Origin of the sequence: Enterococcus sp. DIV1537a (assembly GCF_051712085.1) — a bacterium.
In the GTDB taxonomy this organism is placed as follows: Bacteria; Bacillota; Bacilli; order Lactobacillales; family Enterococcaceae; genus Enterococcus; species Enterococcus faecalis.
In genome coordinates this window covers 2,119,775-2,136,965 of the sequence record NZ_JBIOOE010000001.1, presented here as the reverse complement: position 1 = coordinate 2,136,965, position 17,191 = coordinate 2,119,775, and the positions used below count along the sequence as shown (strand labels likewise).

Annotated in this window: 25 protein-coding genes and 1 tRNA gene; 22 read left to right on the top strand and 4 right to left on the bottom strand. The window is 34.7% G+C overall.

Translation table 11 applies throughout. From position 1 onward, the window contains the following. Positions 1 to 81 precede the first annotated feature (81 nt). From IGJ41_RS10530 to IGJ41_RS10495, 8 genes are all read left to right on the top strand, one after another. Positions 82 to 1,599: a flavocytochrome c gene (locus IGJ41_RS10530; RefSeq protein ID WP_002356617.1), complete on the top strand. Its 1,518-nt coding sequence runs from the start codon at positions 82 to 84 to the stop codon at positions 1,597 to 1,599. A 226-nt stretch (positions 1,600 to 1,825) separates the two neighbouring features. Further along, positions 1,826 to 2,410, top strand: a complete 585-nt coding sequence (locus tag IGJ41_RS10525) for a thymidine kinase (protein ID WP_002356618.1) — start codon at positions 1,826 to 1,828, stop codon at positions 2,408 to 2,410. 11 nt (positions 2,411 to 2,421) lie between these two features. Then, positions 2,422 to 3,495: a peptide chain release factor 1 gene (prfA, locus tag IGJ41_RS10520; RefSeq protein WP_438714403.1), complete on the top strand. Its 1,074-nt coding sequence runs from the start codon at positions 2,422 to 2,424 to the stop codon at positions 3,493 to 3,495. Beyond that, entirely contained in the window at positions 3,488 to 4,321 is an 834-nt protein-coding gene (gene prmC, locus IGJ41_RS10515) for a peptide chain release factor N(5)-glutamine methyltransferase (RefSeq protein ID WP_438714401.1), read from the top strand. Before prfA ends, prmC begins: the two co-directional genes overlap by 8 nt. Positions 4,322 to 4,364: 43 nt before the next feature. Beyond that, positions 4,365 to 5,387, top strand: a complete 1,023-nt coding sequence (locus IGJ41_RS10510) for an L-threonylcarbamoyladenylate synthase (protein WP_002368930.1) — start codon at positions 4,365 to 4,367, stop codon at positions 5,385 to 5,387. Between the two features lie 75 nt (positions 5,388 to 5,462). Then, positions 5,463 to 6,701 carry a serine hydroxymethyltransferase gene (glyA, locus tag IGJ41_RS10505; RefSeq protein ID WP_002356623.1) on the top strand — a complete coding sequence of 413 codons (1,239 nt, stop codon included), beginning with the start codon at positions 5,463 to 5,465 and terminating at the stop codon, positions 6,699 to 6,701. A gap of 131 nt (positions 6,702 to 6,832) precedes the next feature. Next, on the top strand, positions 6,833 to 7,462 hold the full coding sequence (gene upp, locus IGJ41_RS10500; RefSeq protein ID WP_002356624.1) for a uracil phosphoribosyltransferase: 630 nt from the start codon (positions 6,833 to 6,835) through the stop codon (positions 7,460 to 7,462). A gap of 105 nt (positions 7,463 to 7,567) precedes the next feature. After that, a complete protein-coding gene (locus tag IGJ41_RS10495) occupies positions 7,568 to 7,840 on the top strand; it encodes a membrane protein (protein ID WP_002356625.1) in 273 nt (90 codons plus the stop codon). Between the two features lie 73 nt (positions 7,841 to 7,913). Here the strand turns inward: IGJ41_RS10495 and IGJ41_RS10490 are convergent, their stop codons facing one another. Next, positions 7,914 to 8,150: a hypothetical protein gene (locus tag IGJ41_RS10490; RefSeq protein WP_002381528.1), complete on the bottom strand. Its 237-nt coding sequence runs from the start codon at positions 8,148 to 8,150 to the stop codon at positions 7,914 to 7,916. A gap of 158 nt (positions 8,151 to 8,308) precedes the next feature. Between IGJ41_RS10490 and IGJ41_RS10485 the strand changes: the two genes are divergently transcribed. Further along, a tRNA-Thr gene (locus tag IGJ41_RS10485) sits at positions 8,309 to 8,381 on the top strand. 126 nt (positions 8,382 to 8,507) lie between these two features. On the opposite strand, the gene IGJ41_RS10480 is transcribed toward IGJ41_RS10485, so the two are convergent. Genes IGJ41_RS10480 through IGJ41_RS10470 form a run of 3 tightly spaced genes read right to left on the bottom strand, consistent with a single transcriptional unit; the run spans position 8,508 to position 10,558 of the window. Next, the gene (locus tag IGJ41_RS10480) at positions 8,508 to 9,647 is read right to left on the bottom strand and encodes a tyrosine-type recombinase/integrase (protein ID WP_033628126.1); all 1,140 of its coding nucleotides are present in this window, start codon (positions 9,645 to 9,647) and stop codon (positions 8,508 to 8,510) included. 18 nt (positions 9,648 to 9,665) lie between these two features. Then, positions 9,666 to 10,181, bottom strand: coding sequence for an ImmA/IrrE family metallo-endopeptidase (locus tag IGJ41_RS10475; protein ID WP_033628127.1), 516 nt, complete (start codon positions 10,179 to 10,181; stop codon positions 9,666 to 9,668). Further along, positions 10,178 to 10,558, bottom strand: a complete 381-nt coding sequence (locus tag IGJ41_RS10470; protein WP_033628128.1) for a helix-turn-helix domain-containing protein — start codon at positions 10,556 to 10,558, stop codon at positions 10,178 to 10,180. The genes IGJ41_RS10475 and IGJ41_RS10470 overlap by 4 nt, the downstream gene beginning before the upstream one ends. 156 nt (positions 10,559 to 10,714) lie before the next feature. On the opposite strand from IGJ41_RS10470, the gene IGJ41_RS10465 reads away from it, so the two are divergent. The 13 genes from IGJ41_RS10465 to IGJ41_RS10405 all read left to right on the top strand — a co-directional run bounded on the left by IGJ41_RS10465 (position 10,715) and on the right by IGJ41_RS10405 (position 17,119). Next, complete coding sequence (locus IGJ41_RS10465) at positions 10,715 to 10,894, top strand: hypothetical protein (RefSeq protein WP_033628129.1); 180 nt, start codon at positions 10,715 to 10,717, stop codon at positions 10,892 to 10,894. A 770-nt stretch (positions 10,895 to 11,664) separates the two neighbouring features. Beyond that, entirely contained in the window at positions 11,665 to 11,916 is a 252-nt protein-coding gene (locus IGJ41_RS10460; RefSeq protein WP_033628130.1) for a hypothetical protein, read from the top strand. An 85-nt stretch (positions 11,917 to 12,001) separates the two neighbouring features. Beyond that, positions 12,002 to 12,328 carry a hypothetical protein gene (locus tag IGJ41_RS10455; RefSeq protein WP_002365226.1) on the top strand — a complete coding sequence of 109 codons (327 nt, stop codon included), beginning with the start codon at positions 12,002 to 12,004 and terminating at the stop codon, positions 12,326 to 12,328. Further along, the gene (locus tag IGJ41_RS10450) at positions 12,328 to 12,744 is read left to right on the top strand and encodes a DUF961 family protein (protein WP_002365225.1); all 417 of its coding nucleotides are present in this window, start codon (positions 12,328 to 12,330) and stop codon (positions 12,742 to 12,744) included. Before IGJ41_RS10455 ends, IGJ41_RS10450 begins: the two co-directional genes overlap by 1 nt. Before the next feature lie 22 nt (positions 12,745 to 12,766). Beyond that, a complete protein-coding gene (locus tag IGJ41_RS10445; RefSeq protein ID WP_002408316.1) occupies positions 12,767 to 12,928 on the top strand; it encodes a hypothetical protein in 162 nt (53 codons plus the stop codon). Between the two features lie 400 nt (positions 12,929 to 13,328). Beyond that, entirely contained in the window at positions 13,329 to 13,481 is a 153-nt protein-coding gene (locus tag IGJ41_RS10440; protein WP_033600203.1) for a DUF6906 family protein, read from the top strand. Positions 13,482 to 13,518: 37 nt separating this feature from the next. Then, positions 13,519 to 13,842, top strand: a complete 324-nt coding sequence (locus IGJ41_RS10435; protein WP_033628133.1) for a hypothetical protein — start codon at positions 13,519 to 13,521, stop codon at positions 13,840 to 13,842. 59 nt (positions 13,843 to 13,901) lie between these two features. After that, entirely contained in the window at positions 13,902 to 14,234 is a 333-nt protein-coding gene (locus tag IGJ41_RS10430) for a nucleotidyltransferase family protein (RefSeq protein ID WP_002408323.1), read from the top strand. Continuing rightward, entirely contained in the window at positions 14,218 to 14,586 is a 369-nt protein-coding gene (locus IGJ41_RS10425) for a HepT-like ribonuclease domain-containing protein (RefSeq protein ID WP_033628134.1), read from the top strand. The genes IGJ41_RS10430 and IGJ41_RS10425 overlap by 17 nt, the downstream gene beginning before the upstream one ends. Further along, positions 14,587 to 16,095: a cell division protein FtsK gene (locus IGJ41_RS10420; protein WP_033628135.1), complete on the top strand. Its 1,509-nt coding sequence runs from the start codon at positions 14,587 to 14,589 to the stop codon at positions 16,093 to 16,095. Between the two features lie 18 nt (positions 16,096 to 16,113). Continuing rightward, complete coding sequence (locus IGJ41_RS10415; protein ID WP_033628136.1) at positions 16,114 to 16,392, top strand: hypothetical protein; 279 nt, start codon at positions 16,114 to 16,116, stop codon at positions 16,390 to 16,392. Continuing rightward, entirely contained in the window at positions 16,382 to 16,669 is a 288-nt protein-coding gene (locus IGJ41_RS10410) for a hypothetical protein (RefSeq protein WP_033628137.1), read from the top strand. The genes IGJ41_RS10415 and IGJ41_RS10410 overlap by 11 nt, the downstream gene beginning before the upstream one ends. 9 nt (positions 16,670 to 16,678) lie before the next feature. Beyond that, the gene (locus IGJ41_RS10405) at positions 16,679 to 17,119 is read left to right on the top strand and encodes a hypothetical protein (RefSeq protein ID WP_010710100.1); all 441 of its coding nucleotides are present in this window, start codon (positions 16,679 to 16,681) and stop codon (positions 17,117 to 17,119) included. Positions 17,120 to 17,191 lie beyond the last annotated feature (72 nt).

Sequence of the window (17,191 nt, the reverse complement as noted above, 5' to 3'; positions counted from 1 at the left end):
GTAACAAACTGTTATTTTTATTCAAATGAAAAATAAGAAATTGTGTTGGTAGAAATCAATAGTTTATAAGGTGGGAAAACAATGAAAAAAGTGTTAATGGGAGTTCTTTCCCTAGGGTTATTATTAGGTGCAGCAACAGGTTGTACAAGCGATCAAGAAAAAGCCGCTGGTAAAACAAAAGCATCTTCTGAAAAAACAGAAGCAACATCTGGTGCCTCTGCTAATGGTTATACAGATCCAAGTGAACTAAAAGACAGTTATGATGTTGTTATTGTTGGCTCAGGTGGTGCGGGGATGACCGCTGCATTACAAGCCAAAGAAGCTGGCATGAATCCAGTTATTTTAGAAAAAATGCCTGTTGCAGGTGGGAATACAATTAAATCGTCTTCAGGAATGAATGCTTCACAAACAAAATTCCAAGAAAAAGAAGGCATTAAAGATAGCAACGATAAATTCTTTGAAGAAACACTAAAAGGCGGTAAAGGAACCAACGATCAAGAATTACTACGTTATTTTGTTGATCATTCAGCTGAAGCAATTGATTGGTTAGATACAAAAGGAATTACATTGAGCAATTTAACGATTACAGGTGGAATGAGCGAAAAACGCACACACCGACCTGCTGACGGATCAGCAATTGGGGGCTATCTAGTTGACGGTTTAGTACGTAACGTTCGCGAAGAAAAAATTCCATTGTTTGTTGATGCTGACGTCACAGACTTAGTTGAAGAAAACGGTCAAATCGATGGCGTAAAAGTGAAAATGAAAGATGATAAAGAAAAAACAGTTAAAGCAAAAGCAGTCGTTGTCACAACAGGTGGTTTCGGTGCCAACGAAAAATTAATTACACAATACAAACCAGAATTGAAAAACTATGTTACAACGAACCAAGAAGGAACAACAGGTGACGGTATCCAAATGATTCAAAAAGTTGGCGGTGCGTTAGTGGATATGAAAGAAATTCAAATTCACCCAACTGTTCAACAAAGCGATGCTTTCTTAATTGGTGAAGCAGTTCGTGGAGAAGGCGCAATCTTGGCTTCTCAAAAAGGAGAACGTTTTGTTAATGAGTTAGATACACGCGACAAAGTTTCCGCAGCAATCAATGCCTTACCAGAAAAATCAGCTTATTTAGTCTTTGACCAAGGCGTACGCGACCGTGCAAAAGCCATTGATTTCTATGATCAAAAAGGCTTCGTGGAAAAAGGTGAAACGATTGAAGAATTAGCTGAAAAAATTGGCATGCCTGCCGATACATTGAAAGCAACGATTGATACTTGGAACCAAGATGTTAATGCCAAAGATGACAAACAATTTGGCCGGACAACTGGAATGGAAGCTGACTTAAGCACAGCGCCTTACTACGCAATTAAAATTGCACCAGGGATTCACCACACAATGGGTGGCGTGAAAATCAACACGAAAACAGAAGTTTTACGTGAAGATGGCACACCAATTAAAGGTCTATATGCTGCTGGTGAATTAACAGGTGGCTTGCATGGCCAAAACCGTATCGGAGGCAATGCCATCGCCGATATTATCATTTATGGTCGTCAAGCAGGTACGCAATCAGCAGAATTTGCCTCTGCTCAAAAATAACTAGCATTAAAAAGTCTGAAATTGTAGTCAAATAACTACAATTTCGGGCTTTTTTATTGCATACTAGCAGGATCATTAGTTGGAGTATAAACAGCCCTGCTAAAATGACTTTGGCGTAGATTCTGTTTTTTTCAGAAAAATGCACGACCATTTTAGCTAAAAATACTGCTTTTTTGCTGAAAATATAGTAAAATACGTAAGGAACTAACGGAAAGGTGTAGTGAACATGGCTCAATTATTTTTCAAGTATGGCGCAATGAACAGTGGTAAAACCATTGAAATCTTAAAAGTAGCACACAATTACGAAGAACAAGACAAACCAGTTGTTTTGATGACCAGTGGACTAGATACACGTGATGGTGTCGGGAAAGTATCCAGTCGCATCGGATTACGCAGAGATGCTATTCCAATTTTTGAAGAAACCAATGTCTTTGACTTGATTAATGATTTGTCTTACAAACCTTTTTGCGTATTAGTCGATGAATGTCAATTTTTAAACAAGCATCATGTCATTGAATTTGCACGAATTGTTGACGAATTAGATATTCCAGTAATGGCATTTGGGCTAAAGAATGATTTTAGAAATGAATTATTTGAAGGCTCAAAGTATTTACTTTTATATGCAGACAAATTAGAAGAATTAAAAACGATTTGCTGGTTCTGTCATAAAAAAGCAACTATGAACTTGCACTATATTGATGGCAAACCCGTTTATGAAGGGGATCAAGTCCAAATTGGTGGGAATGAAGCCTACTATCCTGTTTGTCGCAAACATTATTTTCATCCAAAAACAGTGAATGAAGAACAGTAAGGAGAGACACTATGTACGATCAATTACAATCTATTGAAGATCGCTATGAGGAATTGGGCGAATTATTAAGTGACCCAGCAGTCATTAGCGATACAAAACGTTTCATGGAATTATCGAAAGAAGAAGCTAATACACGTGAGACGGTTGAGGTTTATCGCCGATATAAACAAGTTGTTGAAGGGATTAGCGATGCCGAAGAACTTTTAAGTGAAAACTTAGATGCGGAAATGGCCGAAATGGCGAAAGAAGAACTTTCTGATTTGAAAAAAGAAAGAGAAGTGTTAGAAGACCGCATTAAAATTTTATTATTACCAAAAGACCCAAATGATGATAAAAATATCATCATGGAAATCCGTGGTGCAGCCGGTGGCGATGAAGCCGCACTTTTTGCTGGCGACTTATTTAATATGTACCAAAAATATGCAGAAGCACAAGGGTGGAAAGCGGAAGTTTTAGAAGCGAACGTCACTGGAATCGGCGGATATAAAGAAGTAATTATGATGATTTCAGGAGATAACGTCTTTTCAAAATTAAAATATGAAAGTGGCGCTCACCGCGTGCAACGAGTTCCTTCAACAGAATCACAAGGACGGATTCATACATCGACAGCAACCGTTGTAGTTATGCCGGAAGCGGAAGAAGTCGAAATCGAATTAGCTGATAAAGATATCCGTGTCGATATTTATCATGCAAGTGGCGCTGGTGGACAGCACGTCAATAAAACCGCTTCGGCTGTTCGATTAACCCATTTACCAACAGGAATCGTAGTCGCAATGCAAGATGAACGTTCACAGCTAAAAAACCGTGAAAAAGCAATGAAAGTTTTGCGTGCTCGTGTGTATGACCAAATTCAACAAGAAGCACAAAGTGAATATGATGCTAACCGTAAATCGGCGGTGGGGACTGGAGATCGTTCAGAACGAATCAGAACGTATAACTTCCCACAAAATCGAGTAACGGATCATCGTATTGGTTTAACCATCCAAAAACTAGACCAGATTCTTGCTGGCAAATTAGATGAAATCATTGATGCATTAGTCTTATATGATCAAACATCGAAATTAGAAGAGATGCAAAATGGCTAAACGTTACTTTGAAGTCCTTAACTGGGCTTCTTCTTTTTTAGAGACGCAAGGCAAAGAAGGCTATGCTATTCACTATGTTTTTTTAGAACGTAAAGGTTGGGATAAAACGCAGTGGCTCCTGCATATGCAAGAAGAAATGCCCAAAGAAGAAGAGGAACAATTAAAAACGGATTTAGCCCAATTATTGACAGATTACCCAGCACAATATTTACTAGGACAAGCTGAATTTTATGGACATTCCTTTATTGTTAATGAACATACTTTGATTCCTAGACCAGAAACAGAAGAATTAGTCGAGCGTTGCTTAAAAGCCAATCCAGATACTCCTTTGACGGTCGTGGATGTCGGAACAGGGACAGGTGCCATTGCGATTAGCTTGAAACTGGCACGGCCCAACTGGCGAGTTATTGCCATTGATCTTTCAGAGGAAGCGTTGACTGTCGCTAAAAAAAACGCGCAAGTATTAGGTGCTGACATCGAATTTTATCATGGGAATGGCTTACAGCCAGTTGCTTCTGAAAAAATTGATCTGCTTATTTCTAATCCGCCCTATATTAGTGAACAAGAATGGCATTTAATGGATGCAAGTGTCCGAACGTATGAACCTAAAACCGCTTTATTCGCTGAAAATAACGGTTTGGCCTTATACCAACAATTAATTCATGAAAGTCAAACGATGCTTAAAGCAGACGGTAAAATTTATTTTGAAATAGGGTTTCAACAAGGCGCGGCCCTCCAAGAATTATTGAGCGCCGTCTATCCACAAAAAACAATTAAAATTGAAAAAGATTTATCTGGCAACGATCGCCTCGCGATAGCCGAGTAACTAAGGTTCTTCGTCGCCACTTTTCTAGAAGGAGCGATTTGCAATGGAAACAAAAAAATTAACCAAACAAGAAATAGCCCAAGCAGCAGCAGCCATTCAAGCGGGCGAGCTAGTGGCTTTTCCAACAGAAACTGTTTATGGCTTAGGTGCCGATGCCTTAAATGAAGCGGCAGTAAAAAAAGTTTACCAAGTAAAAGGCCGCCCCAGTGATAATCCATTGATTGTTCATGTGAACAACGTTGAGATGGTCAAAAAATACGTGGCGACCTTACCAGAAGTCGCTACAAAATTGGTGTCTGCCTTTTGGCCGGGACCATTAACTTTAATTTTTAATGTGCCTAGCGATACATTTTCTAAAACAGTAACAGGTGGTTTAGAGACAGTCGCTTTTCGTATGCCAGATAACCAAGCGACCTTAGCTTTGATTGAACAAGCCAATGTTCCATTGGTCGGACCAAGTGCGAACACTTCTGGCAAGCCTAGTCCAACATCTGCAGAGCATGTTTATCATGATTTGCAGGGGAAAATTGCTGCCATATTAGATGATGGCCCAACGCAGATTGGGGTGGAGTCAACGGTCTTAGATTTAACGGCGGAAGATGGTGTGCCAGTTATTTTACGACCAGGAGCAATTACCAAAGAGCAGTTGGAAAGCATTATTTCCCAAGTGAAAATCGATACACATTTAATTAGCGAAAATGCAGCACCCAAAGCGCCAGGGATGAAATACAAACACTATTCTCCTGATGCGGAAGTTTGGATTATAAGCGGTCAAACAGCAGAATGGCAAGCGGCGATTCAGCAAGCAACAGAACAACAGGAAAAAATCGGCTTATTTTTAAGTGATGAACAGGCAGCACAACTAGATACAGAAAATGCGTTTGTTTATTCTTATGGTGCAGAAACGGTTGAAAATGCCACAAAAGAACTATTTGCAGGGTTAAGAGCGTTAGATGAGCAAGGAGCTACCACGATTTTTGCGCAAGGATTTGCAGAAACTGGTTTAGGCACTGCTTACATGAATCGCTTGAAAAAATCAGCTAATCAAAAATTTTTTGAAAAATAAGAGGTATTTGTAACGAAGCTGACACAGAAGTATGATACAATCAGACAAAAGAAAACAAAATGGAGTGTTGTTTGAATGGATTACAAAACGTATGACCCAGATTTATGGAATGCAATTGCAAGAGAAGAAGAGCGCCAAGAAAATAACTTGGAACTAATCGCATCTGAGAATGTCGTGTCAAAAGCAGTTATGGCTGCCCAAGGAAGTATTTTAACGAATAAATACGCAGAAGGTTACCCTGGCAAACGGTACTATGGTGGTTGTGAATTTATCGATATCGTAGAAAATTTAGCTATCGATCGTGCCAAAGAATTATTTGGTGCAAAATTCGCGAATGTACAAGCCCATTCAGGTTCTCAAGCCAATACAGCGGCATACCTTTCATTGGTTGAACCAGGTGATACCATTTTGGGGATGGATTTATCAGCTGGTGGTCACTTAACACATGGTTCGCCCGTTAACTTTAGTGGAAAAACCTATAATTTTGTCAGTTATGGAGTGGATCCTTCAACAGAAGTAATCGATTACGATGTTGTGCGAATTTTAGCAAGAGAACATCGTCCAAAATTAATTGTTGCTGGCGCAAGTGCGTATTCACGAACGATTGATTTCAAACGTTTCCGTGAAATCGCTGATGAAGTAGATGCCAAGTTAATGGTTGATATGGCGCATATTGCAGGCTTGGTAGCTTCAGGGTTGCACCCAAATCCAGTTCCGTATGCTGATATCGTAACAAGTACGACCCATAAAACATTGCGTGGTCCTCGTGGCGGTTTAATTTTGACAAATAGCGAAGAATTGGCGAAAAAAGTAAATAGTAGTATTTTCCCAGGCATTCAAGGTGGCCCATTGGAACATGTGATTGCCGGAAAAGCCGCAGCTTTTAAAGAAGCATTGGATCCAAGTTTTGCTGAATATAGTCAGCAAGTGATTGCAAATGCGCAAGCGATGACGAAAGTTTTCAATCAAGCGCCAGAAGCTCGTTTAATTAGTGGGGCAACAGACAACCACTTATTACTGATTGAAGTGACAGGTTTTGGTTTAAATGGAAAAGAAGCAGAAGCTATTTTAGATAGTGTAAATATTACTGTCAATAAAAATTCAATTCCGTTTGAACAATTAAGTCCATTTAAAACAAGTGGTATCCGTATTGGAACGCCTGCGATTACTTCACGTGGTTTTAAAGAAGAAGATGCGGTAGAAGTTGCTAAATTAATCGTTCAAGTTTTAAAAGATCCAGAAAATACAGCAGTTCATGATGAAGTCAAAGCAGCTGTAGCAGCGCTAACTAAAAAATATCCATTATATAACTAACATCATGGATAGCTGAAGCGCGATTCTCTGTACAAATAAGAGTCGGAGCTTAGGATTTAAGGAATTCAACTTGTGTCCTAGGCTCTTTTGTTTTACAATAAGAAAGAATAAAATAATGAAGGAGAATAGATATGGGAAAATTTCAAGTAATTGATCATCCGCTAATTCAACACAAACTAACAATGATTCGCGAAAAGAACTGTGGGACAAAGGTTTTCCGCGAAGTTGTCAACGAAATTGCTATGTTAATGGCTTATGAAGTATCACGGGATATGCCTTTAGAGGATGTTGTCATCGAAACACCGATGGGTAAATCAACACAAAAAACACTTTCAGGGAAAAAAGTAGCAATCATTCCTATTTTACGTGCCGGCATTGGCATGGTTGATGGGATTTTAGAATTAATTCCAGCAGCGAAAGTTGGACACGTTGGACTTTACCGTGATGAAGAAACATTGCAACCACATGAATACTTCGTGAAATTACCTGAAGACATTGCAAGTCGTCAATTATTTGTTGTTGACCCAATGCTAGCAACAGGTGGTTCCGCAATTATGGCCATCGATTCATTAAAAGAACGTGGTGCTAGCAACATTAAATTTGTATGTCTAGTGGCCGTTCCAGAAGGTGTGAAAGCTTTACAAGAAGCGCATCCAGATGTAGATATTTATACAGCAGCTTTAGATGAGCGCTTAAACGAAGACGGCTATATCGTTCCTGGTTTAGGGGATGCTGGTGACCGTTTATTTGGAACAAAATAATAACAAAAAACCGTTAGATAACCGATTATGGTTACTAACGGTTTTCTTTTGCTTGAAGAACTTTTCTAGGTGTATAATAAAAAATAAAAAAACAAAGGAGGAGCTATGAAAAAGAATAAAAAAGTCTTACACGCTATCGCTGTGATTGCTAGTGTGATGTCAGTTTTGATGTATGTTTCATATATTCCACAAATTTATGGAAATTTACATGGGGAAAAAGGCAATCCGACGCAACCATTAGTGGCAATGATTAATTGTATTTTTTGGACGATTCATGGGTTATATGGAGACGATGGAGAAACACGAGATAAGTCCATTATTTTTGCTAATGTGCCCGGAATTATTTTTGGTTTTTTTGCGTTTATTACAGCATTATAGTTTCCGACGAATTGGAAAGTATTCCAATTCTGTACATAAAAAAGAGCGGGGGAAATTTCCCACGCTTGAAGAATTAAATCTTTTTCAATTGTTTGTAATTAATAACAATCACACCATTGCTGTGCACCATTAAGTGATTGTTTTTTTGCGTTTCGTCAATTTCGACGACAGCGGCATTTTTTAATTGTTTCGTAACAACGCCTGTTTGTGGCTGTCCGTGAACAAGAAAAGTAACATGGGTGTCAACGGCGAAATCCTTACCAGCATCCGATGGAACAACAGGAGTAACCATACCATTAAAATTTGACATACAAAAAACCATCCTTTCTTGATATCTCTATTATACCACATTTTCAGAAAAAAGTTTGTAAAGTCGCTATTTGGCTTATTTTAAAGAGATTTTGCATAAATAAATAACAAACATACTTTACAAATAAAGTAGAAAGTCCTATAATAGATTTGTTTCAGGCCAGCTTAGCTCAGTTGGTAGAGCAACGCACTCGTAACGCGTAGGTCACAGGTTCGATCCCTGCAGCTGGCATAGATAGAAAAGACAAATACACCAATGTTTAACGGTAATTGGTATATTTGTCTTTTTTGTGTTTTGAAAGTTTTCGATGCCTAAAATTGCCTACTTATTAAAAATTAGTATTTAAAACTTGTTATTTTATAGCTCAAAAATATCATAATTATCAAATTTGTCACTCATTGATTTTTGAGAATTAGGGTATAAATGACCATAAGTATCAATTGTTGTAGTAATTGAAGAATGACCTAATCGTTCTTTTATAGTAGTATTCTTTTCGTTATTGTGAATAAGAAGAGCTACGTGTGAATGTCTAAAGTCGTGTAATCTTATAGGTTTAAGGTTCAAGTTGTTTTTTGCAATTATTTTTTTTATTTGTTTAGAGTAATAATCACTTGAAGGGTGTTTTTCACTGTATTGAAAAACAAGTAATTTGTCACTATCAATATTTTGAAAATTATCTATTAGTAATTTTGGTTGTATTTTTTGCCATTTTTTTAACATGGCGGTAATTTTTGTATTGATAGTAATATATCTATTACTGCTTTCCGTTTTTGGTGTAGTAGTTACGTAATTACCATTTATTAGTTTAGCACTTTTATTTATACGGACTGTTTGATTATAAAAATCAATGTCACTCCACGTAAGAGCAATCATTTCTCCCGCACGCATTCCTGTAAAAAACGCAAACTGGTAGAATACTTTTAAAAATGGTTTATTTTTATCAATATGAGAAATAAAGGTTGTAAATTCTTCTAATGTCCAAAAATCAATTTCTTTTTTTTGCACTTTTAATTTATCTATTTGGTTGCAAGGATTTTCGTAGGTTAATCCTTCTTTTATAGCTACATTAAATAATTTCTGTAGATGAATAATAATCATATTAATAGTCTTGTTTGATAAGTTATCCTTTCTTTTAGGTTTACTTGTTAACAAAAATTGTTGGAAATCATAGATTTGTTGTTTTTTTATTAGCTTGATTTGAGTATTTTTAAAATAAGGTTCTATATAGTTTTTAAAAATTCTTTTTTGTGTTTGTTTGTAAGATGGCTTAAGGTTTTGTGTGTATTTTTCTTCGTAAATTTCGTAAATATCTTTCAAAGTTAAGTCAGAATTAGTTGTTAATTTATTTTCGTGGTATAACCTTAAATACTTTGATTCAATTTGTTGGGCTTCTTTTTTAGTTGAAACTGTAAGTCTCTTTCTACGTTGTTTGTTTGATATTGGATCAATTCCCAAACTAACGTCAACAAAGTAACCATTTTCTTTTTTTGTAATCATATGTAGGTCTCCTTTTTATTAATAATACATATTATCTTTTGCGAACATATGTTCTTTTTCGTTTAAAAAAAATAAATCATATTTCATTTTTACAATATCGAAGTCTAAATTAAAGTAAGAAGATAGTTCGTAAATATTCATATTTTGGATAAAGGGTAATTCTTCTTTCAGCATTGAATCATTCAATAATAATTCAGTTGCGAATATATTTGCTTCATTTTCTAAAGTAGCCTCAAAAGCTAGGGTGTGCATATCTACACAAAATATATTTAAATGTTTGTGTAGGAAATAATGTCCTAGCTCATGAGCAATTATTTTATCTTGTGTTGTTTCATCAGTAATATTGCTATTAATGTGAATGATGTAAGTGTGATTGTAATATTGTAGAAAACCTTCTACATTGCCTAAGTTAGATTTTAAAATATAAATTCCTAAGAATTCGGAAATTCTTTTTGGATCATTGGATGAATAAAAATTAATTATACCTTCAACTTTGCTTTTTATTTTTGAGTAAATGTTACGTATTGGACTCACTCCTTGTCTTTTTTTGTCATATCGTCAACAGTTTTTATTGCATTTTTCATTGCAATTTTTAAAAGACGTGCAGTTTCTTCGTCAATATCTCCATTTTTTCCCATAAATAGAAGAGTATCTTCATTTTTTAATTCTTCTATAGTTTCTTTTATGGTACTATCCAGTTTAGTATCATTTTTATCTGATATATCTAGCAAGTAATTTGCACTTACATTAAAATATTCAGCAATTTTCTTTATTGTTTCTGGATTAGGAGTAGAACGATTGTTCTCATAGTCACTGATTGAACTTTGTCTTAAATGAAGAATATCTGCAAGCTCACTTTGTTTCATTCCTTTTTTCATTCGCAGCTTTTTCAATTTATCGGAAAATGCCATGTTTCTCACCTCTTTTCTGCAATAATATCACTAAATGTGATATGAATTAACTTTATTTGTAAAAAAAGAATATTAACCGTTGACAAAACGTAAAATGCGATATATATTTAAAACGTAATAAACGATATAAAGGAATTGTAGGAGGTAAAAAACGTTATGGAAATTAAGTTTTTGACAGCAAATGACGTTAGTGAATTAATGAATTGTTCAAAAGCTAAAGCCTATGGAATTATCAAAGAATTAAATAGCGAATTAAAAGAACAGGGAATGAAAACTTCGGCAGGAAGAGTAAATGAACAATTTTTTGCTAAAAAATTTGGTTTTGAGCATGAGTAATAAAGTTGGATATTTTGTTTTATTAGAGTATCTGATTATATGTCGGATATTCTCATAAGGCAAAAAGCCTTAATAAAATTGAATAAACAAAAAAGCGTTCACGAGAAGAAAATGAATTTCTGTTTCGCAAACACTTAAAGTAATACCTAGACAATATTATTTTAAGCGATTTGATGAAATAATACAAGAATGAAATTTTTGTTCGAGGTTATAAGTCTGTTTGTGGTGTGGCAAGTCAGCCAATGAATGACTTGTAAGGTGGTAACGAGTATCTTTAATTAGAGCCACGTAGAGTGATTTTTTATAGATAGAAGTTTTCTTGTTTATTGCTAAGGACTAGATTTCTTGTTCGTATTGAATGGTGGAAATATTGGAAGTGATTCCGCTTAGCGTAAATCGGTATCTGTTTATGATAATCAGTTCATTTCTAATAGCCATGTCGAGAGACACGCTAGAAATGGATATGGAAGCATACTAGAAAACAAGTATGTGGAAATCGTTACAAAGGAGGATAGGGACACCGTATGAAGCAATTCTATTAATGAGCCGTGATGTATAAATTACTAGCCATTGAAGATCGATTCTAGGAATTGTTTTGAATGTAAGAATCAAAAATGTATTCTCACTAAGATGATTGTTTAGAAAAGTGGAAAAGATTTTTTCTAAAAGAATATTCAATCTTAGTTTAAGTATGCACAACTGGAGTATTCTAGTTGTGCTTTTTTATTTTGAAAGAATAGAATTTGTTATTAAAAATAAGGAGGATAAAAATGAAGGAAGAATTGTTACTTTTCGTTGAGAAGTTTGTTGCACTTATGAAACGACAGAAAAAAGCATTCTCTATTACAGATATAGAGAAAAACTATAATTTGGAACGTAAGAAGTTAGGTAAGAGTGCGGTTAAGTTAACAAACATGGAACGCTTAACAATTGAAAGTCGATTATTAAAAAATCAGATTTTACAACGAACATATAAAATGACAGGTTATCATAAACCTTGTCAAGTTGTGTTTTTTAGTTAATAAGAAGAATTGCATAAAGAGAGAAAGGCAGTCAATGGTTGACTGTTTATTTTTGTATAAAAATTAGTGAAAGAAGGAAATTATTTTGGCAAATAGAATTCAAGAAATTGCATTAAGTGATAAAAATTTAGGAAGTAAAATTAAAGCTGTTTATAAAACAGAACGTGATATTTATGTAAATGGAGCACCTGTTCGTGGTCGTGTGTTCACCGCTTCAAGCGAAAAGCAACGTGATTTTGAGATTTTTGTTCCTCATTTACGAAATTCACAAATGTTGAATGGCCGTGAAGAAGTAAAATTAATTGATCCAGTAGCACGAATCAATGTAAAACGGAATAACATTGGAAATAGTCGCTCAATTGACATGGTAGTTTATGCAAAACGTTTAGAAGTAGTCGGAGGTAATAAATAATGGGATTATCATTTGAAAATAACACGATTGAAAATTTTGATGTAGTAGGAACATTTGGTACGATGAATTTCTTAGAAGTAGTTGCAATTAATGAACGTGATGGTGAAGGAAATGTGACTGACGATGTTCGTGAACAACGAGTAACGGTTTATTCTAGCAAATTAAATGACCAAGTAGAAATTGCGATTGATCCAGATTATGATGTTAGTGGTATCAATTATGATGATGAGATCGAGTTGACTGGAAATGTAACGGCTCGTGGGTGGCTTAATGCTTATAAAGGTTTTAATGACAATGTACAAACAGAACAAGCATTTAAAGTCCGTGCAGTGGGTATTAAAAAAGTAGGAGCTGTTAAACCAGCGCAACCTACATTACAAAAAGAAAATAAGAATCAAGTAAATGAGCAAAAATAAATGTTAGATTGAGGTAGATTAAATGAGCAAAAGAGAAGAATTAAAAAAAATAGGTGATGAATTGTATGAGGTTTTGGCACAAAAAAACGTTACCTTTGAACAAGCAAAAGTAACGCTAGATTATCTTTCAATTAAATTAGATTGTGAAATGAAACGAACAATGGTATCTCTTAAGACGTTGTAAAATAGAGAATACTTTTTTCAGGGATGTAGTATTGAATATTAGAACTGATAAACTCTAAAATTTTATCATCAATAATTGATTGGAATTTTTCAATTTTGAGTTTTTGGTTGTTGGTAAGAATAATTGTTACGGATTTCATGTCTATTTCACATGCTTTTTCAATTGTTTTTAGCATTATTATAGGACACCTCCTTTTGTTAATATTTTACCACTGAACCAGAAATTTCTGAAAAAATTAATTGGATGTGGGAATTAAAACGAAAGTAAATATCATATTCGGACGAACGGTGGCACCGTTTAACAGCTGTGAAGGGCATTCTAACGAGTGCCCTTTTTATTATTAATTTGTGTCAACAAGGTTTGTTAACAGACATTAATAATAAAGAATAGGAGTGGTTAAATGAAACAAGGGAAACGCCCAGTTAGGAAAGAAAAAGAATTGCTGAAAAGTCGCAGATTAAATGCAATGAATTGGTTAGTGGAAAGACGGTTGAAGAGTAGTGTCATTTTTCTGCATAAGGAAAGTGGTAATTTGAAAGAAATTTTTTATTAAGGAGGAATGTTAATGAAAGGGGGTGTCTTGTAAGTTAATGAGTAGTCTGTCGGAAAAAATGGAGCATAAGCAAGTAAGGTATCGAGCTTTTTTAGAAAGAAGATTGCATTCATATAGGGGGTGGCAAAGTTTTAATTATTACAGTGACTTGTACTTAAAACTATTTAATGAAACAAGCAATAGTCTTATTCAATTCTTATTACTAGATGATTCTTTTTTTGAAAGTGAACAAGCTATTTTGAAATTATTAGATAGTTTTTTTGATCAACTAGTTCGTGCCTACGATTTGAAGTTTCATGAAGATTTTGAAAAGAATGTGTATTTTGAAGAATATCCATTAAGAATAAGTGAGGTAAATTGATTGTGTATTTTGAATGCTTTATAATGGCTTTAGAGTAAACGTTAGAAGAGGTGAAACAGATGGTAATGACAATGAATGAAATTAAAGAGCGTGTGAAGCCAATAGCTGAACGATATGAAATTCCTGTCATTTATGTGTTTGGCTCTTATGCTAGAGATGAAGCGAAGGAATCAAGTGATATTGACTTTTTGGTTGGCACTACTGGTTTGCCAGAGAAATATCGTTGGTCTGTGTATAGTGATTTTTTCGATGAATTGAAGGAAGCCGTTGAACATGATATTGACTTAGTAGAGCTTGAAGCATTTGAACAACCAATTGATTCAGAATATCAGAAAGAGTTTTACGATACTATGATGAAGGAGAAAGTTAAGGTATTTGAAAGAGAAAAATAAAGATATTCGTGTTCTAAAGGGAACGTTGATATATTGTGAAGATGTAAAATCGGCACTCAATCGTTGTAGTAGAAACTTTGAAGTTTTCTCTCACGATAGAGTGTTTTTTCATGCAATTAGTATGTCCTGTATGCAGGTAGGAGAACTTGCTAACTCTTTTTCTGAAGGGTTTAAGGAAAGAAATAGTGGTGCGGTTGATTGGCGACAATTAAGGTCAATTAGAAATATTTTTGCACATGCGTATAGTAATATTAATAAACGGACTGTTTGGGAACTTGCAACAGTCTTTTTTCCTGTTTACGAAGAATTTTGTAGACAAGAATTAGAACGATTACAAAAAGAAGGTAGGTAAATGTTTAAAAAATTATTTAGATATAGAGGAAGGCGTATCCGTTATTCTTCAAGAAACTTGTTGGCACTCTATCGAGTGTTATTTTTTATGCCAATTTTTACTTGTTTAGGTTATTTTGTGGGCTATAAATGGCTTTATCCATTGTATCTCTCAAATCCACCTGATTGGAAAATTTATATTGTGCCAGCGTTAATCATTGTAGGTGTTTCGATAGGTGCAATTGTGCTAATTACATTGCTTGTTAAGGCTTCAATTATCAATTCAGGCTATTTTTCTAAAGTAGAACAACGTCAAGTATTAGCGCGTATGATTATTGACAATGGCTATTATACAAAGAAGCAAGTGAAAAGTTCTGATGGTAAAACAAGAGAAAAAATCAAGTTTCCAAAAATTTATTATAAGTCTGCAAAAAATAGTATTTTCGTTTCATTTGAAACAGCAGGTAATAAATTTCAAGAAAAGTTTGAAACCATTGGTGGTTTTTTGGAAACAGCGTTTCATGCAGATAATTTAAATAAAATTGATGAAAAAGGCTTTATTACCTATGAACTAGCTTCTGATGTTTACAATAAACGTATTTGGATAAAGGATATGCAAGCGGACAAAGGAAAGGTTCAATTAATGAAAGGGTTGTATTGGTACTTTGATAAAGACCCACATTTGTTATTAGGTGGCGGAACTGGCGGAGGTAAAACTTTTACCATTTTATCTCTAATTTATGCACTTTGCCGTGTGGGTGAAATGGAAATTTGTGATCCTAAAAATTCTGACTTGATGGCACTGGGTAAGTTACCAATGTTTGCAGGAAAAGTGCATACAGGAAAAACAGATATTGTTAATTGCTTGAAAAATGCAGTTGAATTAATGAATGCGCGTTTTGAAATGATGAATAATAGCCCTGATTACAAAATGGGTAAAAATTATGCGTACTATGGTTTAAAGCCTAAGTTTATTGTGATTGATGAATTTGCAGCATTTAAAGCAGAATTAGCCAATGATTATGCAACAGACGGAGAAGTTGACGAATATTTAACGCAATTAATTTTAAAGGCTCGTCAGTGCGGTATTTTCTTAATTGTAGCAATGCAACGACCAGATGGTGAATTTATCAAAACGGCATTAAGAGACCAATTTATGTTTCGAATGAGTGTTGGTCGTCTTTCAGAAACAGGTATTTTGATGATTTTTGGCGATGAAAACAAAAACAAAAACTTTAAATATGTTGAAAAAATCGACGGTCAAAAAGTCTATGGTCGCGGGTATGTTGCTTTAGGTGGTTCTGTAGCAAGAGAATTTTATAGCCCGCAAGTACCACAAGATTTTGACTTCATTCAGGAATTTATAAAGATTTCTAAAGAGCTAGGATATGAAGATGTTTCAAAAGAAGTGCAAGAAGAAGTATCTCAAAAAATATCCAAACATGTGGATAAAGAAGCCCTTGCCGAAATTGATGAAGAGTTAGAAGCAGGACAAGCAAAGTTAGCTAAGTTAAGTGAAAAATTTGAGTAATAAGAAAGGAGCTTTTTATTGGATTCTAGTGAAATAATCAAGCGCGTTAGAGAACGAGTGTATGTTGAAGTCAAGAAACAATATAAAAAGCCTGATTTAGATACACGTATTCGTGACATTCTGTATGAACAATCAGAAAACTATGCAAAATTAGTTCGATTTTCTAATGGAAAGCGAATAAAAAAATTAGTTGATCCTGTTGAGTTTGAAAAATTTATGGAAAATAAGGGAACTAAAATTGTTGAAGAAGTAATCTTTGCTTTGAATAAAAAGGAGGAAAAAGAAAGTGAAATTTAAATCGCAAGGACAAATGCTAAGTTATGTAAAGGAGAAGGAACAAAAAATTATTAAAGAAGTTGAGTGGAGGGCAGAAAAAGAAGGGGTTTCAGATGATAATAGATTACTTGATTATAAGTCTTTAGTGACTTCTATTTTAGATGCAGAAGCTGTTTATGATGAAGATAGACCAGTTGAGGAAAAGAAATTCTCAACATCACAAGAAGTTGATAAGTATTTAGAAACAAGATTTAAGGAGCATATGGATTCTGCTTGGAAAGAAATGTTTGGTAAGTAGGTGTGAAGCATGTTTTCATTTGATGAAGTAATTTTAGCGTTAGATAATGCTATTTCTTTAAAAACTTTGAAGAATTGGGCAAATAAAATTGAAAAGTTAACTGATGTCCAATTTGTTCGCCAATATGCTAAAAATAAACAAGGCAGAAATTACTCGTATAAAGTTTTTAGTGGGAATCAAATTGAACAATTTAACGAATTAGTTCAATTAAGGAAACAAAACGTACCGTTAGAGCAGGCAATGATTGAGGTATTTATGTCGGTAGAAGAAAAAGAAAAACGACAAGTAATTACTATTGCAAAAATAGATTTTGAAGAAAATAAAGCAACGGTGAAAGAACTAATTGATTTAGTAAAAGATGTCTTGTCGGATAATGCAGAGATAAAAAAACGACTGAAAGTTCTAGAAATGAAGCAAGGAATAGCAGGAGAGCAGACTAGAAGTTGCTAGGGATTGTTGCGTGATTTGTAGATAGAATAGGGGCGGCGCCCCAAGGCGCCCGCCCCTATTCTATCGTTAACA